This is a genomic window from Mucilaginibacter aureus, assembly GCF_053514885.1.
In genome coordinates this window covers 2,110,272-2,133,158 of the sequence record NZ_CP170601.1, presented here as the reverse complement: position 1 = coordinate 2,133,158, position 22,887 = coordinate 2,110,272, and the positions used below count along the sequence as shown (strand labels likewise).

Sequence of the window (22,887 nt, the reverse complement as noted above, 5' to 3'; positions counted from 1 at the left end):
CTGTTTAGTCGAACTACCAAAGAGATAACCCTAAAATACTATGAAACGGATTATAAATAAAATACCCGCCCTATTGGGTTTGGTATTTGCCCTCCTGATAATACGGCCCTCCCAAACACAGGCACAGCCTGGCTATAGTGTATCATACCAAACATTTTATGATGAATTACAACCCTACGGAACCTGGGTTGAAGACCCTGAATACGGCGATGTTTGGGTACCTGATGCCGACCAGGGCTTTAGGCCATACGCCACAAGCGGCCACTGGGTTTTAACGCCTTATGGCAATACCTGGGTGAGCGATTATCCATGGGGATGGGCAACCTTCCACTACGGCCGCTGGCGCTATGATGATTATTATGGCTGGGAATGGGTACCTGGTTACGAATGGGGACCTGCATGGGTTAACTGGCGCCATGGTGGTGGTTATTATGCCTGGGCACCGCTGGGGCCACGTATCAGTATCAGCATATCATTTGGCAGCGGCTATAATGTGCCTGATGATTACTGGGTTTGCGCACCACAGGCCTACATTTGCAGCCCGTACATTACCCGTTATTACGTGCCGCGCCCGCGTATTGTTAACGTGATACAACAAACCACCATCATCAATAATACCTACGTTAACAATAATGTAAGGTATGTAAGCGGCCCGAGGCCCGATGAGATCCGCCGTTACTCGCACGAACCGGTACGGGTGTATAATATTAACAACAGTAATGATCGTAAACCGGTGATCAGAAATAACACTGTAAACATTTTCAGGCCGACCGTTATACGCCCGGCAAACAATGGTGCCGACAGGCCTCGCCCGGCTACTGTAGTCAATGCCATGGCTTATAAAAATGCCAACCCTAACGCCGGTATTGCGCACCGCGACAGAAATGTTGGCGCTACCGTTAACCGTGATAATGCAGCAAAACTGGCGCAAGTGGCACGTAACCCGGAGCCGCAACAGCAGCAAAGCAACATTGTTAGGGTTAACCGTGATAACCCGCGGATGAACAGACCTAACCAGGGTAATACCGGTAGCCCCAATATGCCCGCGCCTACTATTACCAATCCAAGTCCGGTAGGCGTACCGCCAAACAAACAGGCACCGTCTGTAAATCCTGATCAGCAAAACGGAAACCGTCCTAACCGCGGCAACCATAACAATAACCCGGCTAATGCGCCTACGCAACAACAACCACAAAACCAACCTGTGGTAACTCCGCCTGCGCAACAACAAAATGACCAACAAAGACAACAGCGTGAACAGCAACGCCAACAACATCAGCAACAGCCACAAAACCGGCCTGCGGTGATGCCACCTGCGCAGCAGCAAAACGATCAGCAGCGCCAGCAACAACAGGAGCAACAAAGGCAACAACGTGAGCCGCAACGCCAGCCGCATCAGCAACAAGCTGATCAACAACAGCAACAGGTGGAGCAGCAAAGGCAGCAACAGCAACAAGCTGAGCAGCAAAGGCAGCAGCAAGCCCGTCAACAACAGGCAGATCAACAACGTCAGCAACAGGTGGAGCAGCAACGTCAGCAACAGCAACAAGCTGAACAGCAAAGACAGCAGCAGGCCCGTCAACAGCAGGCTGATCAGCAACGCCAACAACAACAAGCTGCTCAACAGCAACGTCAGCAACAGATGGAGCAACAACGCCAGCAGCAGCAGCAAGCTGAACAGCAAAGGCAGCAGCAAGCCCGTCAGCAACAGGCAGACCAACAACGCCAACAACAGCAACAAGCTGAACAGCAAAGACAGCAGCAAGCCCGTCAGCAACAGGCAGATCAGCAACGCCAGCAGCAGCAACAAGCCGAACAGCAAAGGCAGCAGCAGGCTCAGCAACAGCGCCAACAACAAGAACAACAGCGCCAGCAACAGCAACAAAAGCCACCTCAACAACAACAGCAACAACAGCAGCAGCCACCTCAACAACAGCAGCACAGGGAGCGCCCGCCAAGACCTGAGCCAAATAAGGATCAGAAACCGCCGCAACCATAATATTCAGGCTTCCCGATACTAACCGGGGAGCCTTTTTATTATCTGAGCATTGATAGAATATTCCGGGAGGATACGCAACGATCCGCAAAGTTATTGTACACAATGACTTTGCTGTGGTTATATCAGAACATTCCCTATATTAGTTTTATGAAAAACATTAAAAGCCTCCGTACCGCACTATATATTATCTTCTGCCTGGTTGTTCCTTTAACAGGGATGAGCAAGGATAAACCTGCTGCAAAAAAGGCCACTACCGAGATCCATTTTATTGAGGATGCCTGGAGCGAAGCGTTAAAACAAGCCGCAGCACAGCATAAATACATTTTTGTTGATGCTTATGCTACCTGGTGCGGCCCTTGCAAAATGTTAAAAACCACCACATTTAAGGATGCCAAAGTGGCCGCGTTCTTCAATCAAAATTTTATTAATATTTCTATCGATATGGAAAAAGGCGTTGGCCCGCAGCTGGCCCAGCAATGGCGTTTGGAAGCCTATCCTACCCTTATTATCTTTAATCCGCAGGGTAAAGCGGTGTTAGGCACGGTTGGCTATATCAAAGCCGACGAGTTGCTTAAATTCGGCAAACAAGGCCTGGCAAAAAAATAGCACCCGTTGATCATCCAATAAGGTATTCGCTTCAATATAACATAACCTGTTAGCACGGCACGAGGTATATCAATAAAATTTTATTTAACTCACTAAAAACAACGGACATATACTATTTTGATAAGTGTTTTTTATATATTTAACTGACCAAAACCAACACTAAACCTTATCACAATGATGTATTATTTGCTTCATCTGCCGCCATTTTTGTTATTGGTGATCATTACCATCGTATTTGGCGGTACCGGCGTTGCCGGCGTTTATTTATTCAGAAAGTATATTAAAGTAAAGTACAAGCGGGCGCATAACGAAGCGGTTGGGTACACCTTTGCCATACTGGGCGGTTTTTACGGCTTGTTATTAGGTTTTGTGGTGTTTTTTGTTTGGGATTCGATGAAAGAGGCGCACAATAACGCCGACCGGGAAGGCAGCCTGGCAAAAGGGTTGTATTGCGATATGAGGTATTACGGCGACAGCAGCGATGTTAAGGCCAGAACTAATTTAATAAAGAGTTATATAACCTATGTAAATCACGTCATTAAAAAAGAATACCCCGCCATGGAGCGACTTGAACCCACGGGCGACACCGGGAGGTGGTATTTTAGTGCTGTATACGCCAACATGCAAAAACTACATGCCAACAATATGCGTGTATCCGAAATGTTTAGCCAGTTAAATGATTTGGCTACCTACCGCAGTTTGCGGCGATTGGATGCCGACTCGGCAATAAGCCTGGAAATATGGATCCCCTTACTGATAGGGGCTTTTATCCTGCTGCTATCGGCATTGATGATCGATGTGGAAAGCATGCGCCTGCACATGACAGTGACCGCCATGCTTGGCATTTTTATCGGGATGGTGATGTATATTATTATTTTGGTGGATCATCCGTTTACCGGAAAGATACGCATTGAACCTTCCGGTTATAAAGATGTGATCACCCTGAGCGAGGATACAGACCACTAAATATCAGATCAAAACCAGGCACTGGTGCCCGTTGAGGTTTAACAGTTCGATCACTTTAAAAGGGCAAAAGTCGTTACCCTCGATGCGCAGTATACGGTCGCAATCATCCAGATCGAAATTGATCTGGATGAACGGGAATTGCTGAGACAAAACAGCATGAAGCATTTTTGCCTGCTTTCGCCACTTAACATCTGTTTTAAAAACTTCAACCATTCCCGTTCAAAATTAAAATTATTCCTGCTCGTTATTATCAAAGCTTATCATCCATTGTGTGCCAAATTTATCGGTGAGCATACCGAACAAGGCGCTCCAAAAGGTTTTTTGCAGGGGCATGGTTACCTGCCCGCCCTCACTAAGGCCGTTAAAGATCTTTTCGGTTTCGGCCTCGCTTGCTGTATGTACGCTTAAAGCAAAGTTGTTGCCTACGGTAAGGCTTTGCCCCATTGAGCCCAACACATCGGTACCCATCAGTACATTGGTTTTGCTGATAGGCAATGATATGTGCATGAGTTTTTCGCCGTCTTCGGCCGATAGATTCTGCCCGTCGGGCATATTTTTAAAGCGCATCATCACCTGGAACTCGCCGCCAAATACCGACCTGTAAAAATTAAAAGCTTCTTCGGTATTGCCCGAAAAGTTTAAATAGGGATTAATTATTGCCATTGTTGTATAGTTTAATAAATACTTATTGGTTTTATTTTTCGAGGATGCCTTTTAAAGTAGTGAGACTTGTTTGCATATCTTTACCCAGCACTTTTTTTAAATTAAGTACAATGTGCATCACCCGCATCATGTAGGTACAGGTACCTTTAAATATCCAATGTACTTTAGTTTGTGTTGTCGATAAAGCTTCGGTTACCACGCTTGGATGTGCCAGGCCCTTAAAGGGTCTTTCAAAACGTACCTCCATATCGGCGCGGTCTTCGCCGGATAGTTTAATGATCTCCTGTTCGCCTTTGCCCGCCTGTTTATTTTCGCTATCCCATGCATAAATAAAACCAACCGTACCATCGGTGCCGGTAAAGGTTTTTTTCATACCGGGATCGGTCATTACCCATTTGCTGTAATAATCCTGATTTTTCAGGAGTTTAACGTAATTGAAAACTTCGCTTTTAGGCTTATCGATCACTATTTCACGTTCGATAGTGTATTCCTCAGGTTTAAATATTGCTATTATAAAAGGGATAGCAATAATGGCTAATATAATGACTACAATGATCATATAATTAAAATTTATATAAAGTTTAAAATTTATAGTTTTTATCGATGATTAAATTAATCATTGATCTTGTGGTAATAAATATATGAGGTAAACAGCACGGCAAAGAAAATTATTGCTTGTATAGCTTCGCTGCCAAAGCCATCAACTACGATGTGCGCGATCAACGCCGAAATAAATGTTATACCGAACGCCACGTATGCCCAGTCCTTCAACCATTTCCACATCGGAATGATCAATATCAACGCGCCTATGGTGTTGCCTATAGAAGCTTCTACCATTAACCAATATGGTAACCCCAAATGCGCAGACATTTGTTTGGACATGTCGCTGTTGATCATGAATGCGCCGCCCAGTTGCGGTAAGGCTATGAGGACCGTTGTAACCCAGTAAATGATCCTGGTTGTTTTTGTAACTTTTTTTTCTGTGCTCATGATTGTAAGGTTTTTATAGTTTATGTTTTGGTTTCCTGATATTTAAAGTTAAAAAAATATGGAGTGTTATTGCAGTTTTACCATGCATACAACTTCGTCGTCGTTTTTGTACCATTCAATGCACCAGCTGTTGCGATCAAGGCGAGGGTTATCCAGCAAAGTCATAAATACGGGGCTGAATTTTTGCATGTTGTTACGCCAGTCGTGTATAGTTTCCGCAGCATATTCACCTTTCGGGATGATCAAAGTTTCCAGGCCTGATTGCTCGGCCTCGCCGTCAAAGTTTTCCGCTACAGCGGCTTTGTAAACTATCACGCCTTTCTCGGGTTTTGACAAGCCGTAAATAGTTCTGCCTTCCTGGCCAGCCACGGCATAGAGCTTATTATAAGCAGCCTCAATACCATTTGGAAATGAATCGGCGGTAACGCAAAAAACTTTAATGTTATGATCTAAATTATTGGTTTCCATTGCTTATTGATTTTGATATAACAAATGTAGCGTCGATATTTGAATTGCAAGGGGTGTAAATACAGCAAATAGAGGGGTTGATTGCGACAAACCGTTTACCTAATTTTACCACTATGAAACATATATCCATACTGGTTCCAAAGGGAGCTATACTGGGCAGTATTGAGGGCCCGCGCCAGGTTTTTACCGAAGTTAACAAATTTGTGAACAGCATGGGCAAACCGGCCTTATTCCAGGTGAAGCTGGTTGGCCTGAGTAAAGAAACGCTCGTTGCGGGTGGCCGGTACACGGTTTACGCTGATGAACTGGTGGCTGATGTTAAGAAAACCGACCTGGTTATCATCCCGGCTATCGACGGCGATATGGTAAAACTATTGAAGGAGAATGAAGAGTTTGTGCCCTGGATAGTAAGCCAATATAAAGGTGGCGCCGAAGTTGCCAGTTTATGTATCGGTGCTTTCCTGCTGGCTTCAACCGGTTTGTTAAACGGGCGTAAAGCCGCTACGCACTGGATAGTCGCTAACGATTTCAGGCGAATGTTTCCGGCGGTGACGCTGGTTGAGGATAAGATCATTACCGATGAAAATGGGATCTATTCGAGCGGCGGTGCGTTCTCATACCTTAATTTGATCTTATATCTCATCGAAAAGTATGCCGGGCGCGAGATAGCCATATTTTGTTCAAAAGCTTTCCAGATAGAATATGCGCGTAAAAGCCAGTCGCAATTTGTGATGTTTATGGGGCAAAAAGATCATGAGGACGAACACATTAAACAAGCGCAGGAATATATTGAAGGTAACTTTAAAGAAAGGATAACCGTTGATCAGCTGGCCGATATGCTGGCGCTTGGCCGCCGGAATTTGGAGCGCCGGTTTAAAAAAGCGACATCGAACACGGTAGTTGAATATATACAACGCGTAAAAATTGAAGCTGCTAAAATGAACCTGGAATCGTCACGTGAAAACGTGAACGAGGTAATGTACAACGTGGGCTATACCGATACCAAGGCATTTCGTAGTACCTTTAAAAAAATAACCGGTTTATCGCCGGTGGAGTACCGCAATAAATACCAGCGTGAGCCGGTGGTTAGTTAGCTTTATGCTGGGTTTTATATTTGGCCGGCGAAATACCCATTAACTTTTTAAACAGGCGCGAAAAATAGTATGGGTCGGTAAAGCCAAGTTCAACGCAGATCTCTTTAATGCTGCGGTTGGTAAAGTACAACATTTGACATGAGCGTTGTATTTTTAACTGGTTAAAATACCTCACTGGTGAACTACCGGCCTTTTGATAAAACAGCCGGGAATAATGCGATACGGAAAGCTTTTGTTGCCGGGCAAAATCATCGATAGTAAAAGAGCCGTTGATATGGTTTTTCATAAACCTGATGGAGTTGCCTATGATGTCGTTGTCGTTTAAACCCGGGTCGATATCTTTTTGATAAATAAACGATGAGATAAAATCAAGTAAACGGATGTTCAGTATCTCGAGCGTATGAATATCAAAGCTGCTTTCTAATAAATCAAATACTTCGTTAAAGGCATTGATCTTGCGCTCATCATAAGGGAGAAAATTATTCTGCTGCCGTTTTTCGAGATAACGGCGATAAAGCGCGTCGGCATGTTCACCAATAAAATGCACCCAGTAAATACTCCATGGCGCACTTGCTGAGCTTTTATAATGATGCGCTGTATTCTTTGGAATGATGAAGTAAGTATTGGGTACCAGCTCAATGTTTTTACCGGAGATTTCGATATTGCCTTTGCCTTCGGTACAGTATAGAAATATGTATTGGCTGCTGCCGTGTTTGCGTTCCCTATCGTGAAAGCAGGCATGTGGGTAATAACCGATGGCTGTTAAATACAGTCGTTGGGTAAGAGAATTTTTCACCACTTTTTTAATAATATCCGGTGGCAGAACGATCATTCGCTGGCCAACAAAGCCCTCTTTTATTTTTTTTGAATGTTCGCCATTAATAGTCATAATGTCTATTTTATCGTTTTTCGTCGTTTTTTGATGGTTTTCCCGATAACCTTTGAAGTGCAATAAATATAAAGGTAATAAAGTCCATCTTTTATAAAAAAATATCCATTGTGACTGTACCCGGGTTACGCTACTTTAGTTTACCAATTATCAACTTAATGAATACTAAAGCAAACAGGTTTAACCATGCCTATATATTGGGCATATCCTTTATATCGGCCTTAGGAGGCTATCTGTTCGGGTTTGATTTTGCGGTGATAGCGGGCGCGTTACCATTTTTACGCACAACGTTTCAACTATCAAGCTGGTGGGAGGGCTTTTTAACCGGCTCGCTTGCTTTGGGCTGTATTGTAGGATGCCTGTTGGCAGGTAACCTGGCCGACAGGTACGGCCGTCGGCCGGGCTTAATGCTGGCCGCCGCCATATTTGCCATCTCATCGTTGGGGATGGCTTTTTCGCAGGGGCTCACCGAGTTTGTAATGATGCGGTTTGCCGCGGGCATAGGCGTGGGCATGGCATCGATGCTGAGCCCGATGTATATTGCCGAAGTATCGCCTGCAGCTATCCGCGGGCGCAACGTGGCTATCAATCAACTCACCATTGTTATCGGGATATTGGTGACCAACCTGGTCAATTATACCCTGGCGGATAAGGGCCCGGATGCCTGGCGCTGGATGTTTGGTTTGGGATGTGTGCCATCGCTGCTGTTTTTGTTTGGTGTGATTTTTTTACCGGAAAGCCCGCGCTGGCTGGTAAAAGCGGGCAAGGACGAAAAGGCGTTGCAGATCTTAAATAAGATAGGTGATAGTGGTTTTGCGGGTAATACGATGTCGGATATTGCGCTATCGTTAACCGGGAGCAAAAAACAATCGTACAGCGCGGTGTTTGCCAAAGCTGTTCGCCCGGCGGTGGTGGTGGGTATTACCCTGGCTGTTTTTCAGCAGTTTTGCGGCATCAATGTGGTGTTTAATTATACCTCGACCATTTTTAAATCGGTGGGGGCCAATTTGGATAGCCAGTTATTTGAGACGGTAGCCATCGGTATCGTCAATATGCTGTTTACCCTGCTGGCCATGTGGCAGGTGGATAAACTGGGCCGCAGGCCGTTAATGTTGATTGGTTCGCTTGGCCTGTCGGTTATTTACATTGTACTGGCCTTGTCGCTAAAAAATCAGGCTTCGCCGGCCATTGTTTCGGTTTGCGTGTTACTCGCTATAGGGATGTATGCCACTTCGCTGGCGCCGGTTACCTGGGTGTTGATATCCGAAATATTTCCGAATAACATTCGTGGCGTGGCATCGTCGGTAGCTATCGTCAGCCTTTGGGCAGCTTACTTTATCCTGGTATTTACCTTCCCGCCGTTAGCGGCAAAGCTTGGAACCTACGGGCCATTTTATCTATACGCCGCCATTTGCTTTTTAGGCTTTTTGTTTATCAGGACTAAGGTAAAAGAAACCAAAGGGCAAACACTGGAAGAATTAGAACACAATTTTACGCATTAAAAACTCCTGCAAGCAATGGTTAAAAGCTGGATAGAGAAAGTAGTTATCCCAACTTACGAGACAGGCACGCCTGATAAAAACCCGATGTTTTTTGAAAAACGTGTTTACCAGGGCAGCAGTGGTGTGGTTTACCCTAACCCGGTGATCGAGAAGATATACGATGAAAAAACAGACAAAGAATATACCGGAGTTTTTTTAGAGAATGAGTATCTAAAGGTAATGATACTGCCCGAGTTGGGCGGCCGGGTACAAATGGCATACGATAAAATAAAGCAGCGCCATTTTATCTATTATAACCAGGTAATTAAACCGGCATTGGTTGGGCTTTGCGGCCCGTGGATATCGGGCGGGATAGAATTTAACTGGCCGCAGCACCACAGGCCAAGCACGTTTGAGCCGGTTGATTTTTGCATGGAAGCTCATACCGATGGCAGCAAAACCATTTGGGTTAATGAGGTTGAAAAGATGTTTCATACCAAAGGCATGGCTGGGTTTACCTTGTATCCCGATAAGGCCTACCTGGAGATAAAAGCAAAGCTGTATAACCGCAGCAATTTGCCGCAAACCTTTTTATGGTGGGCCAACCCGGCGGTAAAGGTAAATGATGATTACCAGTCGGTTTTCCCGCCCGACGTAAATGCGGTATTTGATCATGGTAAGCGTGACGTTTCCACTTTTCCGATCGCTACCGGCACTTATTATAAAGTTGATTACTCACCCGGTACAGATATCTCGCGGTATAAAAATATCCCGGTGCCAACATCGTATATGGCGGTAAACAGCGAGTACGACTTTGTTGGTGGCTATGAGCACGATACCCGGGCGGGTGTGCTGCATGTGGCCGATCATCATGTTTCGCCGGGAAAAAAACAATGGACCTGGGGTAATGGCGATTTTGGCGTAGCCTGGGACAGGAACCTGACCGATGAGGACGGGCCGTATATTGAATTAATGACGGGTGTTTTTACTGATAATCAGCCCGACTTTAGCTGGCTGATGCCAAATGAAGAGAAATCGTTCACCCAGTATTTTTTACCTTACCGCGAACTGGGCGTGGTTAAAAATGCCAGTAAAGATATTTTGTTGAATATGGAGTTGGGGGGTAATGCCGTCGATATTAAATTGTTTGCTACATCAGCGCTAAGCGAAGTAGAAGTCGAACTATATCATCAGGATAAACTGGTATTTAGCGAAAGCGCCGATATTTCTCCGGCAAAGGAATACCAAAATACAGTTGCCCTTAACGGGAAAGTTGACGAGCAAGAATTAAAGCTTGTGGTATTAAGCGCATCCGGAAAAGAACTTATTGCTTACTCGGCATCGCGAAATAAGCAAAACGAGATTCCCGAACCGGCAAAGCCGGCATTGCAGCCGCATGAAGTAGCCACTTGCGAACAATTATTTTTAACAGGCCAGCACCTGGAGCAATACCGCCATGCTACTTATAGCCCGGTGCCTTATTATGAGGAAGCCTTGAAACGCGATCCGATGGATGCGCGCAATAATAACGCTTTGGGCTTGTGGTATTTCAGGCGCGGGATGTTTGCCAAAAGCGAACCGTATTTTCGCAAAGCTATTGCTACCATTACCCAGCGTAACCCAAATCCATACGATGGGGAGGCTTGTTATAACCTGGGTTTGTGTCTTAAATATCAGGGTAAAATTAATGAGGCTTACGATGCCTTTTTTAAAGCTACCTGGAACAGTGCCTGGCAGGATAACGGCTTTTTTGCCGTGGCAGAAATTGATATGATGCGCGGGCATTATGAGCTGGCTCTGGAGCATATCGACCAATCTATAGACCGTAACGCGCGTAATGGTAAGGCCTATACTGTTAAAGTAATGGCGTTGCTCAAGCTCGATCGTATTAAAGAGGCGCTGGCTGTAGCCGAAGAAGCCATTAAACGGGACAGTTTTAACATAGGCGTGTTGTTCGGGGTTTATTTGTGTTACCAGGAATTAAGGATGGAGCATCGCGCCAAGAAAGCGATGAATCAATTGCTAACGTTAAGCCGTGCCACCGCCAATAACCTGGTCGCATACGCAATAGATTATGCTTCGGCGGGATTATATCCGGAGGCCATTACTTTACTTCTGCAGGTAAAAGATCATCGGCAACAGCCATTAGTAAATTATTACCTGGCTTATTACAGTAGCCTGAGTAAGGATAGTAATAACGTTGCAGGCTATCTGAATACTGCAGCCAGTGCCGACCCGGCGTATTGTTTCCCCAATAGATTAGAAGATATCGTTGTTTTAGAGTACGCCATTAAAGCAAACCCTGATGATGCCATGGCACCCTATTATTTAGGTAGTTTATGGTACGATAAACGCCAGTACCCAGAGGCAATAAGTAACTGGCAGCTATCAGCAAAGAAAGCCCCGGCGTTCCCAACAGTATTGCGTAACCTGGGCATCGCTTATTTTAATAAGTTGAATGATGCGCAGCAGGCGCTTTATGTATTTGAAAAAGCGTACCAGCTTGATCAAGCCGATGCCCGTGTACTGATGGAGTTGGATCAGTTGTACAAAAGGTCAAACCACAGTCCGGAACAGCGGCTAAAATTGTTGGAGGATAACCTGGCTGTAACTCTCGACCGTGACGACCTGTACCTGGAACGTGCGGCTATTTATAATTTTACGGGGAATTATGAGCGGGCTTTTGAGCTGTTGATGAGCCGTAAATTTCACCCCTGGGAAGGCGGCGAAGGGAAGGCATCTGGTCAGTATATTTTCAGTTTGACCGAGATGGCCAAGCTTTGTATCGAGAACGGGGATTTTAACCGTGCGACGGAATACCTGACCAAAGCGCAAACCTATCCCGACAATTTAGGCGAAGGCAAGCTGCCCGGCGCACAGGAAAACGATATATTTTACTGGTTGGGATGTGCTTATGAAGGTTTGAATAACATCGCGGAAGCAAAAAATTACTGGCAAAAAGCTACCAAGGGTTTAGCTGAACCCGGGGCGGCAATTTTTTATAACGACCAGCAGCCTGATAAAATATTTTACCAGGGCTTGGCATGGCTAAAGTTAGGCGAACCTAAAAAAGCCACCACAATATTTAATAAACTGGTGGCCTATGGCAATAAGCATCAAAACGATGAGATAACGTTGGACTACTTCGCGGTATCGCTGCCTAACCTGCTGATATTTGATGATGATCTGAACGTGCGAAATACCTTACATTGCCAGTATATTGCCGGGCTTGGCTATTTGGGACTTAAGGAATACACACAGGCTAACCAAGCTTTTACATTAATTTTAAATGCTGATGCGATGCATTTTGGAGCCAATACCCATATCAGGATGGTAAGGCAATTAACATAATTGATTGTTATATAAGTTACACGTATGGAGTATTTGTAACACCATTGTTGCGATAGTGTGTTGCCAGTATTATTAAACTGCTAAACTTTACTTGTTCGCAGAAAAATTGGTAGCTTCGGCACCAATAATCTATCACCATGAAAACCAAATTAAAATACCTTATACCCGTTGCTGTAGTGACCATTGCGCTATTTGCGTTAAAAGCAGAAACGGGTGTAACTGCCGATGGCGATAATGCAGGATTAAAACTACCTGCAGGTTTTGGCGCTTTAAAGGTTGCCGAAACAGGCGCCCGCGCACGGCATTTAACCGTTACCCCCCAGGGTGATATTTATGTTAAACTGGCCCGAAACAATAAAGATGGCAAGGCCATTTTGGTGCTGCACCAAAATGCCGATGGCAAAGCGGTGTTAACAGGCGGTTTTGCAAACTATGGTGGTACCGGTATCTATATTAAGGATGGTTACCTGTACGCTTCATCAAATACAGAAGTATTCAGGTATAAACTTGATGCAAATAATAAAGTAATAAACCCTAACGAGCCCGAGAAAATAGTTACTGGTTTAAAAATGGGCCGCGAGCACGAAACCAAATCGATAGTGCTGGATAACGCGGGCAATATTTATGTAAACGTTGGCGCGTACTCAAATTCGTGCCAGCAGGAGGACCGCAAGTTGGGTTCGATGGGCATTAAGGGTTGCCCGATATTAGATTCGGCTGGTGGGATATGGCAGTTTAAGGCCAACAAATTAAACCAAACCTATGGCGATGGTGTACGCTATGCTACCGGCCTGCGCAATGTGGTTGGTTTGGACTGGAACCAGCAGGATAACCAGCTTTTTGTAATGCAGCATGGCCGTGATCAACTGCATGATATCTTCCCGGATATGTTTACTGTGAAGCAATCGGCAGAGTTACCGGCCGAGTGTTTATACGCTTTAAAGAAAGGCGATAATGCAGGCTGGCCGTACATGTATTACGACCAGATACAGCATAAAAAAATAATGGCTCCGGAGTATGGCGGCGATGGTAAAAAAGAAGCCGTTGGCAACTTTATCGACCCGGCGGCAGCATACCCCGGCCACATGGCACCTAACGGCTTGCTATTTTACACCGGTAATATGTTCCCTGAGAAATATAAAAATGGTGCATTTATTGCTTTCCACGGATCGTGGAACCGCGCGCCTGAACCACAGGCCGGTTACTTTGTGGTTTTCCAACCTTTTAAAGACGGTAAGCCTTATGGCAACTGGGAAGTATTTGCCGATAACTTTTCGGGCTCAGCAGAAAAAACGGCTTCCGGCCGTGCCGATCATCGCCCATGTGGCCTGGCACAAGGCCCGGATGGTTCGCTTTATGTTAGCGACGACAGCAAAGGAACTATTTACCGTATCATTTATAAAAAATAACACCTTTAACATTTTATGAAGAAATATTTAGCCGCTGCTTTGTTGCTAATGCCATTAAGCTTTTGTGTATTTGCCCAAACCAAACCTAAAACCGCCGCTGTTAAACCGGGAACTCCTGCGTCAATTGAGCGCGGCAAGGTGGTGTATACCAAAAACTGTTTAAGCTGTCATTTTGCTGATGGCGGCGGTGTACCCAATATGAATCCACCATTGGTTAAAACAAGCTATGTGCTTGGCGATAAAACCAAACTGATCAAGGTGGTATTAAACGGCTTTGCGCAAAATGTGGAGATAGACGGCGAAACCTACTCGAACAATATGGCGCCACATAACTTTTTAAGCGACCAGGAAATAGCCGATGTACTCACTTACGTACGCAGCAGCTTTGGCAATAAGGCCAGTGCTGTGAAGCCTGCCGAAGTTAAAGCGGCAAGGGCGGCGAATAAGAAATAAAAATGAAGTCATGCTGAACTTGTTTCAGCACCCCACGGGACAAGTATGCGCAGACTAATCACGAGGGATCCCGAAACAAGTTCGGGATGACTTTTGTGGTTACATAAACGGTTCCCACCATTTGTTGATGTAGGGTTTACCATCATAAGTATATGTCTCGCCTGGTGCGGGGAGTAATAGTTTGATGTGCTTTTCTTCGGCTTGTTTCATTACCTCTTCAACGGGTTGTGTCCAGGTGTGCATGGCAAGGTTAAACGTTCCCCAATGGATTGGCATCATTACTTTGGCACCTAAAGCCAGCATTGCATCGGTAGCGAATACCGGCCCCATGTGTATATCGGCCCAAAGCGGGTTTGATGCGCCAACTTCCAGCATCGCAATATCAAACGGGCCAAGGCGTTCGCCAATATCTTTAAACAATGGATGGATGCCGCTATCGGCACCGTAATAAACATTGTGTACCGGTCCTTTAATAGCGAACGACGACCAAAGCGTTTGCATGCGGTTAAACAGGCTGCGGCCCGAAAAATGCCTTGCCGGGGCAGCTGTAATCGTAATTCCTCCACCAATATCAACACTTTGCCACCAATCCATTTCGGTAATGTGCGTTTTGGGTATGCCCCACTTGTTTAAAATATCGCCCACGCCAAGCGAAGTATATATAGGTGTGCCTTTGGTAGCCAATGCAACAATGATCTGCTGGTCAAGATGGTCGTAATGATCGTGCGAGATGATAATGGCATCCAGGTGCGGCAGCTCATTAAGCGCGATAGGTACCGGAAAAAACCGCTTTGGCCCCATAAACTGAAAGGGCGACGCGCGGCGATAAACCGGGTCGGTTAAAATACGCTTGCCATCAATTTCGATAATTAAGCCCGAATGGCCGAGCCAGGTGATGCGCAGGGTATCGGCAGGTAAATAGTTCAGTTGATCATGGTCGACCGGAAAAGGCCCCGGTGTTTTTGCCGGAGTGCGGTTTGGATGCGATTTTAGAAAATATTCGGTTAGTATTTTACCCATATTGCCGTCGCCGCCAACTTTGGTTGGGATGGGATTAACGAAAACTTTACCGTCGAAATTAGGAGATGATTGCATAATTATCCAGAGAAAAACGTATCATAAAAATCGAAAATAAGTTATTTAAATGACATAAATGAGGGCATTCGTCATACCAAAGTACTTATTAACGGAGGGAAAACCCAAGTTGGTAAATTAGTGTTAAAATTGAACAAAAAATCAAAGTATGCCACACCTTTTTAGCCCGTTGACCATACGGGGCGTTGAATTTAAAAACAGAATAGTTGTATCGCCTATGTGCGAGTATAGCAGCGAAGATGGCTTTGCCAACAACTGGCACCTGGTGCATTTGGGCGGCCGTGCCGTGGGTGGCGCCGGCTTAGTAATTACCGAAGCTACAGCAGTATCGCCGGAAGGCAGAATAAGCGCCGGCGACTTAGGTATCTGGAAAGATGAGCACATTACCGAACTGGAAAGAATAACCACTTTTATCCACCAGCATGGCGCAGTGGCCGGTATACAACTGGCACACGCGGGGCGCAAAGCCAGCCACGATGTACCATGGGCGGGCGGCAAACAGGTGCCATTGTTAAATGGCGGCTGGCAGACGGTTGCCCCAAGTGCTATAGCCTTTACCGATGCTGAAGAAAAGCCGCTGGAACTGGATAAAGATGGCATTGCTAAAGTGACAGAAGATTTTAAACAGGCTACATTCAGGGCATTAAAAGCAGGCTTTAAGGTGATAGAAATACATGCCGCGCATGGCTATCTGCTGCACGAATTTTTATCGCCGGTAAGTAACCACCGTACCGATGAATACGGCGGAAGCTTTGAGAACAGGATTAGATTATTATTGGAGATCACTGATACTATACGTACAGCCTGGCCGCAGGAGAATCCGTTATTCGTACGAATATCGGCTACCGACTGGACCGAAGGCGGCTGGACCACTGATGAATCGGTTAAGCTGGCAGAGATATTAAAAGAAAAAGGTGTTGACCTGATCGACTGTTCTTCGGGCGGTAATGTGGCCACTGCTAAAATACCGGTTGGGCCGGGATACCAGGTACAGTTTGCCGAAAACGTACGTAAGCAAACCGGTATTTTAACCGGGGCCGTGGGTATGATAACCGAGCCGAAACAGGCCGACGAGATCATTCAAAGCGGTAAGGCTGATGTAGTTTTGCTGGCCCGGGAAATGCTGCGCGACCCGCACTTCCCGTTAAGGGCAGCACACGTTTTAGGACACGAGGTAAAATGGCCGCTGCAATACGAGCGTGCAAAATGGTAATATGCAGTTCACAAACAAATGCGTAGCTTTATAACATTAACAGAAACCAAAATCAATACTTTATGAAACGTACCGCAAAAGCCCATTGGAATGGCACGCTGCAAGCTGGCGAAGGCAAAATATCAACACAAAGCACTGTGTTGAACGACACGCAATTTTCATTTAAAACCCGTTTTGCTGATGGCATCGGTACTAACCCTGAAGAACTGATAGCCGCTGCGCACGCCGGTTGCTTTACCATGGCTGTTGGCGCTGCTTTAACCCAGGCAGGCTTTACCCCTAACGACCTTGATACCGAAGCTACATTAGACCTGGATATGCAGGCATTATCGATCACCGGGATACACCTGGAGTTAAAGGCATCAAAAATTGAAGGTGTTGATAATGCTACTTTTCAGCAGGTTGCCGAAGGCGCTAAAGCCAACTGCATCATATCAAAAGCCTTAAACGTGCCTATTACCTTAACCGCTACTTACGAGGGGTAAGAAACCAAGACTCTGTATACGGCGAAGCCCTCATTAGCATCTTTAAAAAAACAGATAACTTGCTAATAACCTCCACTGAAGGGGAGATCATAAAAAGCATCATTATATATATTAATGGTGCTTTTTTTATTTTAACGTTATTTAACATCTGATTCCGGATAAAATGCTTTAGCTTTAACTAAATAATTAGTTCAATACAGCTATGCAGAAACTCAAAACATTTTTGTCCATCATATCGGTTTGTTTATTGTTTGTGATCGCGGCAAAGGCACAAAAACTGCCCAATATACAACAGGGTAGTGTACGCGCGCCTGCGGATATAAAAATTGATGGCAAGGTTACAGAATGGGACAATCAATTTAAGGCTTATAACCACGCAACCGATATTTTTTACACCCTGAGTAATGATGATGAGAACCTGTACTTAACAGTGCAGGCTACAGATGGCGCCATCATCCGTAAAATTAATTCGGGCGGGGTGTGTTTGACCATACAGCCATCGGGCAAAAAAAACGATAAGGACGGTATGCGTGTTGTTTACCCGGTGATCATAGCAACAACACAAGGCAAAATGGCAGGCAGAGTGATCATGGTAAGCAGCGTAAGGCGATCTGCCACCCCGAACAATGAGCAACCCAGCGAAAAAGAGGCCGACTCGGTGATGGCGGCGCGTAATAAACAATTTAGTCAACGGGCAAAATGGATAGGTGCTTTGGGGTTTAAAGACCTGGATTCGCTGATATCGGTATATAATGAAGATGGTTTAAAAGCCGCGGGCCGATACGATAATAAAGGAGTTTTTACCTGCGAAATAGCGATCAGCTTAAAGCGGATCGGATTTTCGGTAGATAAGCCTATAAAATTCAGTTATCATATTTTACTGAACGGCGTGAGTATGTTTGGCAGCGACCGGCCCGTGCAGGCAATTAGCATCATAGGTGGTGGTATGCCTATGCCTATGAGTAGCAGTGAAGGGGGGCCTGGTATGACGGTGATGATGGATGGTGGTGGTGGCGCTGCACCAACCGACTTTTGGGGCGAGTACACCCTGGCTAAAAAGTGATTTAGACCTATCACTATTTTAAAAACTACCCGGTTTTAATCTATATTTGGGTTATGTCTGTTTATCACCAGTTAATGATCAGCTCCGGAGTGTGCTGGACAATAACCTATTTATTGATCATCCGGCGTGGAGTGATCGACCTGACCTACGGTATGCCCGCTGCAGCTTTACTGGCTAATTTATCGTGGGAGGCTATTTACTCGTTTGTTTATCCGCATACCATGCCCCAACTGGCTGTAGACCGGATATGGTTTGCCTTTGATGTGCTGATTTTGTTGCAATACCTGCGCTTTGGCCCGCCCGTACCTAAAATAAGGTTGGCCGGTACTTTTTACCTGCAATTTTTGTTAGGGCTTACCGTAGCTTTTGTACTGATCTTATTACTGGGTAATGAGTTAAAAGACACCCACGGGGCCTACGCTGCTTTCGGGCAAAATTTAATGATGTCGGTATTGTTTATCACGATGCTGCGGCAGCGCAAAAGCGTTGCGGGCCAAAGCATTTATATCGCGATATTTAAAATGGCAGGTACGCTGATCGCATCCATAGCTTTTTATACCCAGGTTAAAACTTATGGTCAATCGCCTTTGCTGCAGTTTTTATTTGTAGCTATTTTGGTTTACGATGTGATCTATATTTTTATGCTGGCCAATCAGCTTAAGCAACAGCGTGTGAAGGTTTTTGGGAGGTTTTAACAAGCAAACTTTGACAACTTTTAAAAAGTTGTCAAAGCTAATTTCAAATTTACAACTGCCCTTTATACTCCTCTATCATCTCTTTTAAAAAGGCATAGAACGGCTTGGCAAATTCTTTTCTGCGTAAAGCAAACTCAACATTGGTTTTTAAAAAATCAAGCTTATTGCCGATATCGTAACGCTTACCTTCAATAGTGTGGGCATACATGCTTTCGCTTTTAAGCAGGTTTACCATCGCATCGGTTAGCTGTACCTCGTTGTTTTTACCCGGCGGCGTTTTTTCGAGCGCGCTATAAATTTCGGGAGTTAACACATAGCGGCCGGCAATGGCCAGGTTTGATGGCGCCTTATCAGTAGCCGGTTTTTCAATAAGCGTATTGAGGCTCATCAGCGTGTCCGACAGCATTTCGCCGCCAACGATGCCATAGCGCGAAACTTTATCGCGAGGTACAGTTTCGACCGCTATTACGGTGCTTTGATATTGTTCGTAAATATCAATGAGCTGCTGCGTTACCGGGATGGCCGAATTGATAATGGTATCGCCTAACAGCACAGCAAAAGGCTGGTTACCGGTATGATGGCGCGCATAGTAAATGGCATCGCCCAGGCCGTTGATCTCTTTTTGGCGGATGAAGTGGATGTTGGCCATGTCTGACAGGTGCATGATCTCGTCGTACATCTTGTCTTCCTTTTCCAGCAGGCGCTCTTCCAGTTCGGGGTGACGGTCGAAGTGATCTTCTATTGAACGTTTACCTTTACCCGAAATGATCAGGATATCTTCGATGCCCGAATCAACAGCTTCCTGAACCACGTATTGGATGGTAGGCGTGTCGATAATAGGGAGCATTTCTTTTGGTGAGGCTTTGGTGGCGGGTAAAAACCTGGTTCCTAAACCGGCTGCGGGAATTACTGCTTTCTTTACCATATTAAATCATATAGGGTTTTATAACGCGGGCGTTTATTTTTTTAAGACTGTAAATTAATTTTTTGAGCATTTCGTCATCGTGGTAAGTACCTATAATGGCACCGCCCGAACCGGTAAATGAGGCCGTTGCGCCACAACCCCGGGCCGTATTGATGAGCTGCATATTGCTTTCGCTGATGGTCATGATCTTGCAGCGGTTATCAAAATTGGCGTTGATCAACTCGCCAAGCAAGCCGTAATCTTTATCAGCAATAGCCTGGGCACCCTGGTCGGCAAGGTTGGCAATGGTAGTCAGCGTATCGATCGTATGCTTATCGCCTTTATCGTATTTGGCGCGTATCTCGTTCAGTACCTTGCCTGATACCTTGCCTAAGTCGGTTTTATAAGCAATGTATAGTTTAGGCAAAAGCGTTGGATCGATAGGCGTGTATACCCCGTAGCCGTGTTTTTCTATCTGCGGTTTGTTAAAATCCATGTGTACGCAGCCTTCATAGCATTGTATCACCCTGTCCTGCAGGCCGGCATTGATCCCCATCTCCTGGGTTTCGGCGGCTAAAGCGATGTTGGGTAGTATATGCATCGGGATATCCACCTTATAAAATTGCATTAATGCCTTTAAGGTAGCGATGATGATAGCGCTTGAGCCGGCCAAACCTACCTGCCTCGGAATAGTAGAATGGTAGCGGATGGTAAAGTTTTTGTTTGACAGGCGGATACCGTTATCATCGCAATAATCACAAAACTTTTTGATGGCCGCTTTAATAATTGGGATGCCGCCATTGTAGCCAATCAGGCTAACGGTTTCTTTGAGGTGATAGATATTGCGGAAAGAATTGGCATCGGCTTCCTGCTGTTCAATAGCCAGTTCGGGCGATTGATAGAGCAGAATGTGGGCACCAAAATTTTTGATACTTAAACTAATGGTCTTACCGAAGTATCCGTCGCTGGGGTTGCCCAGCAAACCGGCCCTTGCAAATGCGCGGGAATCAATGATCATAATAGAATTAAACTTGATTTGGGCTAAAAATGAGGATAAAAATAGTTATCCCGAAATATTGCATGATAAACTTTGCGCTTTTTTATACAATAGGAACGGTTACAGAGTTTATGACTGCCATTAACTTTATGGCAAATTATAATTATTAATATTAATATACAGCCACTTGCAAGTGTATTATTAATTAATATTATTTAACTTGGCATACCTAAATTTACGATCGTATGTCACTATTAGATCTGTCTACCCCGCCTGCGCAGGTGGAGACCCCGCAGGAAGTCTTACGGCAATTAGCTACCGTAGCACCCGAAACTCCGTTTGGTGATATTGCACTGGCCCTATCGGGCGGCGGCTTTAGGGCGGCGGCCTTTAGCCTGGGCGCCATGTGTTACCTAAACCGCGCCTGGATGACAACTGAGGATGATTGCCTGTTGAAACATATTACGTTTATAACTTCCACGTCGGGCGGCTCATTAACCAACTCGTATTACAGTGCCAGCGTTTACAAGCCGGGATTTGATTTTAATACCTTTTACGCCAACATGAAGGTTTTTATGAATGGCGAGGACCTGCTGAACCGGGTGTTTGATATTTTAACCGATCCTAAAAAATGGAACGAGGTGGGGCAGCAAACGGATGCAGCAACCGGGTGGGTAAAGACAGTAAAAAAAGAGCATAACCTGATCAATGCCTTCGCGAAAGCTTATGATGAAATGCTGTTTACCAGCAAAGAAGGTAAAAGTGAAACGCTGGATGTGTTTTTTGACCATAGTGCAAACCCGCATTTAAAAACGGTTTGTTTTAATGCGACCGAGCTTAATAACGGTATTGCTTTCCGTTTTCAAACCAATGGTTACCCGGATAGTATATTTACTGTAGGTAATTATTACCTGCATTTTAATAATGCCGATGTTGCCCGTAAATTAAAGTTGAGCGATCTCGCGGCTACATCGTCGTGTTTCCCTTCGGGTTTTGAGCCGATGGTTTACCCTTACGATTATATTCACCCCGGCCTCAGTAATGCTGATGAAATGCTGTCGGCCATCAGTTATAAAAACAACAACCCGCTTAAACTGCCCGAAATAGCCAACAAGCCTTTTTGTATGATGGATGGCGGTGTTGTTGATAACCAGGGACTGGGGAGCATGATGATGGAGGATAACTTTAGGGCAACCCACCCGCCTAAAAAACCATTTGATGTAATGATGGTATGCGATGTGGGCAGCTATTTTATGGATCAGTTTGTAAACCCAACCGAAACAAAGCGGTGGTATAAAAACCTTACCATTAACAAGGTAAATATCATTATGACGGTGATACTGGTAGCCTTTATTGCCGCTATAGTGCTGCTGTTTTTTGGATGCACCAGCAGAACCGTAGGGTTGAGTATACTGGTACTGACCTTTATACCGGGTGTAATTTACCTGTACCTGCAACGTATTTTTAAAGAGCAGAAGCAAAAAATGGCTAAAACCAGTTTTGGAAGATCACTGATCAAATACATTGGGTATTTTTTTAAACTACGGTTTACTTTATTGCAGCAAATGATGGCCTCGCGCGCGCAATCAATGCTGCTGTTAAATTTGAAGGTTTTTTTAGCACAGGAAAGAAGGCAGGCCTACAATAGTTTTTATACCATGCCGGCTTATAAAAACAGGGCAATGTCGTGCTTTATTTACGAGTTTTCGGTTCAGCATAACGAGGTACGGCTGGATAACCTTAAAACCAGGGATAAAGCCTGGTGGCCGGCTGTAGCCGATATTTTAGAGCCAAGCCCCGCCATGCAGACGGCCGCTACGGCGGCAACTGCAGTGGGCACTACCTTGTGGTTTAACAGTGGTGTGCAGACTGACCGGGATACGGTTATTGCCTGCGGGCAGTTTACCATGTGTTATAACCTGTTAAAGCGCATATACCGTTTAGAGGTTTTGGATGCGAAATGGAAGGATGATGTGCAATTGCAGGGGTTGAAAGCGCGTTTGTTGGAGGATTGGAAATTGTTTAAAGCGAATCCGTTTTTTATGGTTTGATGGTTCATTGGTGGG

At 45.2% G+C, this 22,887-nt stretch carries 21 protein-coding genes and 1 pseudogene; 13 read left to right on the top strand and 9 right to left on the bottom strand.

The window, feature by feature from the left end; genetic code table 11:
* Nucleotides 1–40 precede the first annotated feature (40 nt).
* The 3 genes from ACFGVR_RS08995 to ACFGVR_RS08985 all read left to right on the top strand — a co-directional run bounded on the left by ACFGVR_RS08995 (nucleotide 41) and on the right by ACFGVR_RS08985 (nucleotide 3,571).
* Entirely contained in the window at nucleotides 41–1,999 is a 1,959-nt protein-coding gene (locus ACFGVR_RS08995; protein ID WP_448702476.1) for a DUF6600 domain-containing protein, read from the top strand.
* A 147-nt stretch (nucleotides 2,000–2,146) separates the two neighbouring features.
* On the top strand, nucleotides 2,147–2,605 hold the full coding sequence (locus ACFGVR_RS08990) for a thioredoxin family protein (RefSeq protein ID WP_448702475.1): 459 nt from the start codon (nucleotides 2,147–2,149) through the stop codon (nucleotides 2,603–2,605).
* Between the two features lie 174 nt (nucleotides 2,606–2,779).
* Nucleotides 2,780–3,571 carry a bestrophin-like domain gene (locus tag ACFGVR_RS08985; protein ID WP_448702474.1) on the top strand — a complete coding sequence of 264 codons (792 nt, stop codon included), beginning with the start codon at nucleotides 2,780–2,782 and terminating at the stop codon, nucleotides 3,569–3,571.
* Nucleotides 3,572–3,574: 3 nt separating this feature from the next.
* Here ACFGVR_RS08985 and ACFGVR_RS08980 read toward each other — a convergent pair whose 3' ends face one another.
* The 5 genes from ACFGVR_RS08980 to ACFGVR_RS08960 form a co-directional block, all read right to left on the bottom strand.
* Complete coding sequence (locus ACFGVR_RS08980; RefSeq protein ID WP_448702473.1) at nucleotides 3,575–3,784, bottom strand: hypothetical protein; 210 nt, start codon at nucleotides 3,782–3,784, stop codon at nucleotides 3,575–3,577.
* A gap of 18 nt (nucleotides 3,785–3,802) precedes the next feature.
* On the bottom strand, nucleotides 3,803–4,234 hold the full coding sequence (locus tag ACFGVR_RS08975; protein ID WP_448702472.1) for a VOC family protein: 432 nt from the start codon (nucleotides 4,232–4,234) through the stop codon (nucleotides 3,803–3,805).
* A 31-nt stretch (nucleotides 4,235–4,265) separates the two neighbouring features.
* Nucleotides 4,266–4,793 carry an SRPBCC family protein gene (locus ACFGVR_RS08970; RefSeq protein ID WP_448702471.1) on the bottom strand — a complete coding sequence of 176 codons (528 nt, stop codon included), beginning with the start codon at nucleotides 4,791–4,793 and terminating at the stop codon, nucleotides 4,266–4,268.
* 53 nt (nucleotides 4,794–4,846) lie between these two features.
* Entirely contained in the window at nucleotides 4,847–5,224 is a 378-nt protein-coding gene (locus tag ACFGVR_RS08965; RefSeq protein WP_448702470.1) for a DoxX family protein, read from the bottom strand.
* A gap of 66 nt (nucleotides 5,225–5,290) precedes the next feature.
* Nucleotides 5,291–5,692, bottom strand: a complete 402-nt coding sequence (locus tag ACFGVR_RS08960; RefSeq protein ID WP_448702469.1) for a transcriptional regulator — start codon at nucleotides 5,690–5,692, stop codon at nucleotides 5,291–5,293.
* 113 nt (nucleotides 5,693–5,805) lie between these two features.
* On the opposite strand from ACFGVR_RS08960, the gene ACFGVR_RS08955 reads away from it, so the two are divergent.
* A complete protein-coding gene (locus ACFGVR_RS08955) occupies nucleotides 5,806–6,786 on the top strand; it encodes a GlxA family transcriptional regulator (RefSeq protein ID WP_448702468.1) in 981 nt (326 codons plus the stop codon).
* Here ACFGVR_RS08955 and ACFGVR_RS08950 read toward each other — a convergent pair.
* A complete protein-coding gene (locus ACFGVR_RS08950; RefSeq protein WP_448702467.1) occupies nucleotides 6,779–7,675 on the bottom strand; it encodes a helix-turn-helix domain-containing protein in 897 nt (298 codons plus the stop codon). The two genes, ACFGVR_RS08955 and ACFGVR_RS08950, sit on opposite strands and share 8 nt — an antisense overlap.
* A 158-nt stretch (nucleotides 7,676–7,833) precedes the next feature.
* Between ACFGVR_RS08950 and ACFGVR_RS08945 the strand changes: the two genes are divergently transcribed.
* From ACFGVR_RS08945 to ACFGVR_RS08930, 4 genes are all read left to right on the top strand, one after another.
* Nucleotides 7,834–9,177: a sugar porter family MFS transporter gene (locus ACFGVR_RS08945; RefSeq protein ID WP_448702466.1), complete on the top strand. Its 1,344-nt coding sequence runs from the start codon at nucleotides 7,834–7,836 to the stop codon at nucleotides 9,175–9,177.
* Nucleotides 9,178–9,192: 15 nt separating this feature from the next.
* The gene (locus ACFGVR_RS08940; RefSeq protein WP_448702465.1) at nucleotides 9,193–12,507 is read left to right on the top strand and encodes a DUF5107 domain-containing protein; all 3,315 of its coding nucleotides are present in this window, start codon (nucleotides 9,193–9,195) and stop codon (nucleotides 12,505–12,507) included.
* Between the two features lie 137 nt (nucleotides 12,508–12,644).
* Nucleotides 12,645–13,916, top strand: a complete 1,272-nt coding sequence (locus ACFGVR_RS08935) for a PQQ-dependent sugar dehydrogenase (protein ID WP_448702464.1) — start codon at nucleotides 12,645–12,647, stop codon at nucleotides 13,914–13,916.
* 15 nt (nucleotides 13,917–13,931) lie between these two features.
* Nucleotides 13,932–14,369, top strand: a complete 438-nt coding sequence (locus ACFGVR_RS08930; RefSeq protein ID WP_448702463.1) for a c-type cytochrome — start codon at nucleotides 13,932–13,934, stop codon at nucleotides 14,367–14,369.
* Nucleotides 14,370–14,468: 99 nt separating this feature from the next.
* Here the strand turns inward: ACFGVR_RS08930 and ACFGVR_RS08925 are convergent, their stop codons facing one another.
* Nucleotides 14,469–15,464, bottom strand: a complete 996-nt coding sequence (locus ACFGVR_RS08925) for an MBL fold metallo-hydrolase (RefSeq protein ID WP_448702462.1) — start codon at nucleotides 15,462–15,464, stop codon at nucleotides 14,469–14,471.
* 148 nt (nucleotides 15,465–15,612) lie between these two features.
* On the opposite strand from ACFGVR_RS08925, the gene namA reads away from it, so the two are divergent.
* From namA to ACFGVR_RS08905, 4 genes and pseudogenes are all read left to right on the top strand, one after another.
* Nucleotides 15,613–16,677 (top strand): NADPH dehydrogenase NamA, encoded by a 1,065-nt coding sequence (gene namA / locus ACFGVR_RS08920; RefSeq protein ID WP_448702461.1) that lies wholly within the window; start codon nucleotides 15,613–15,615, stop codon nucleotides 16,675–16,677.
* Nucleotides 16,678–16,739: 62 nt separating this feature from the next.
* Nucleotides 16,740–17,162 carry an OsmC family protein gene (locus tag ACFGVR_RS08915; RefSeq protein ID WP_448702460.1) on the top strand — a complete coding sequence of 141 codons (423 nt, stop codon included), beginning with the start codon at nucleotides 16,740–16,742 and terminating at the stop codon, nucleotides 17,160–17,162.
* A gap of 202 nt (nucleotides 17,163–17,364) precedes the next feature.
* The gene (locus ACFGVR_RS08910; protein WP_448702459.1) at nucleotides 17,365–18,225 is read left to right on the top strand and encodes a hypothetical protein; all 861 of its coding nucleotides are present in this window, start codon (nucleotides 17,365–17,367) and stop codon (nucleotides 18,223–18,225) included.
* Between the two features lie 35 nt (nucleotides 18,226–18,260).
* A pseudogene (locus ACFGVR_RS08905) lies at nucleotides 18,261–18,920 on the top strand (transmembrane-type terpene cyclase); the annotation flags it as partial.
* A gap of 49 nt (nucleotides 18,921–18,969) precedes the next feature.
* Here ACFGVR_RS08905 and galU read toward each other — a convergent pair.
* The gene (galU, locus tag ACFGVR_RS08900; protein ID WP_448702458.1) at nucleotides 18,970–19,845 is read right to left on the bottom strand and encodes a UTP--glucose-1-phosphate uridylyltransferase GalU; all 876 of its coding nucleotides are present in this window, start codon (nucleotides 19,843–19,845) and stop codon (nucleotides 18,970–18,972) included.
* A gap of 1 nt (nucleotide 19,846) precedes the next feature.
* Nucleotides 19,847–20,842 (bottom strand): mevalonate kinase family protein, encoded by a 996-nt coding sequence (locus ACFGVR_RS08895; RefSeq protein WP_448702457.1) that lies wholly within the window; start codon nucleotides 20,840–20,842, stop codon nucleotides 19,847–19,849.
* A gap of 224 nt (nucleotides 20,843–21,066) precedes the next feature.
* On the opposite strand from ACFGVR_RS08895, the gene ACFGVR_RS08890 reads away from it, so the two are divergent.
* Nucleotides 21,067–22,872: a patatin-like phospholipase family protein gene (locus tag ACFGVR_RS08890; RefSeq protein ID WP_448702456.1), complete on the top strand. Its 1,806-nt coding sequence runs from the start codon at nucleotides 21,067–21,069 to the stop codon at nucleotides 22,870–22,872.
* Nucleotides 22,873–22,887: the final 15 nt, after the last annotated feature.

Bases quoted from the DNA above. Each gene is read 5' to 3' on its own strand.
- ACFGVR_RS08995 (WP_448702476.1), top strand. From the start codon at position 41: ATGAAACGGATTATAAATAAAATACCCGCCCTATTGGGTTTGGTATTT.
- ACFGVR_RS08990 (WP_448702475.1), top strand. From the start codon at position 2,147: ATGAAAAACATTAAAAGCCTCCGTACCGCACTATATATTATCTTCTGC.
- ACFGVR_RS08985 (WP_448702474.1), top strand. From the start codon at position 2,780: ATGATGTATTATTTGCTTCATCTGCCGCCATTTTTGTTATTGGTGATC.
- ACFGVR_RS08980 (WP_448702473.1), bottom strand. From the start codon at position 3,784: ATGGTTGAAGTTTTTAAAACAGATGTTAAGTGGCGAAAGCAGGCAAAA.
- ACFGVR_RS08975 (WP_448702472.1), bottom strand. From the start codon at position 4,234: ATGGCAATAATTAATCCCTATTTAAACTTTTCGGGCAATACCGAAGAA.
- ACFGVR_RS08970 (WP_448702471.1), bottom strand. From the start codon at position 4,793: ATGATCATTGTAGTCATTATATTAGCCATTATTGCTATCCCTTTTATA.
- ACFGVR_RS08965 (WP_448702470.1), bottom strand. From the start codon at position 5,224: ATGAGCACAGAAAAAAAAGTTACAAAAACAACCAGGATCATTTACTGG.
- ACFGVR_RS08960 (WP_448702469.1), bottom strand. From the start codon at position 5,692: ATGGAAACCAATAATTTAGATCATAACATTAAAGTTTTTTGCGTTACC.
- ACFGVR_RS08955 (WP_448702468.1), top strand. From the start codon at position 5,806: ATGAAACATATATCCATACTGGTTCCAAAGGGAGCTATACTGGGCAGT.
- ACFGVR_RS08950 (WP_448702467.1), bottom strand. From the start codon at position 7,675: ATGACTATTAATGGCGAACATTCAAAAAAAATAAAAGAGGGCTTTGTT.
- ACFGVR_RS08945 (WP_448702466.1), top strand. From the start codon at position 7,834: ATGAATACTAAAGCAAACAGGTTTAACCATGCCTATATATTGGGCATA.
- ACFGVR_RS08940 (WP_448702465.1), top strand. From the start codon at position 9,193: ATGGTTAAAAGCTGGATAGAGAAAGTAGTTATCCCAACTTACGAGACA.
- ACFGVR_RS08935 (WP_448702464.1), top strand. From the start codon at position 12,645: ATGAAAACCAAATTAAAATACCTTATACCCGTTGCTGTAGTGACCATT.
- ACFGVR_RS08930 (WP_448702463.1), top strand. From the start codon at position 13,932: ATGAAGAAATATTTAGCCGCTGCTTTGTTGCTAATGCCATTAAGCTTT.
- ACFGVR_RS08925 (WP_448702462.1), bottom strand. From the start codon at position 15,464: ATGCAATCATCTCCTAATTTCGACGGTAAAGTTTTCGTTAATCCCATC.
- namA (WP_448702461.1), top strand. From the start codon at position 15,613: ATGCCACACCTTTTTAGCCCGTTGACCATACGGGGCGTTGAATTTAAA.
- ACFGVR_RS08915 (WP_448702460.1), top strand. From the start codon at position 16,740: ATGAAACGTACCGCAAAAGCCCATTGGAATGGCACGCTGCAAGCTGGC.
- ACFGVR_RS08910 (WP_448702459.1), top strand. From the start codon at position 17,365: ATGCAGAAACTCAAAACATTTTTGTCCATCATATCGGTTTGTTTATTG.
- galU (WP_448702458.1), bottom strand. From the start codon at position 19,845: ATGGTAAAGAAAGCAGTAATTCCCGCAGCCGGTTTAGGAACCAGGTTT.
- ACFGVR_RS08895 (WP_448702457.1), bottom strand. From the start codon at position 20,842: ATGATCATTGATTCCCGCGCATTTGCAAGGGCCGGTTTGCTGGGCAAC.
- ACFGVR_RS08890 (WP_448702456.1), top strand. From the start codon at position 21,067: ATGTCACTATTAGATCTGTCTACCCCGCCTGCGCAGGTGGAGACCCCG.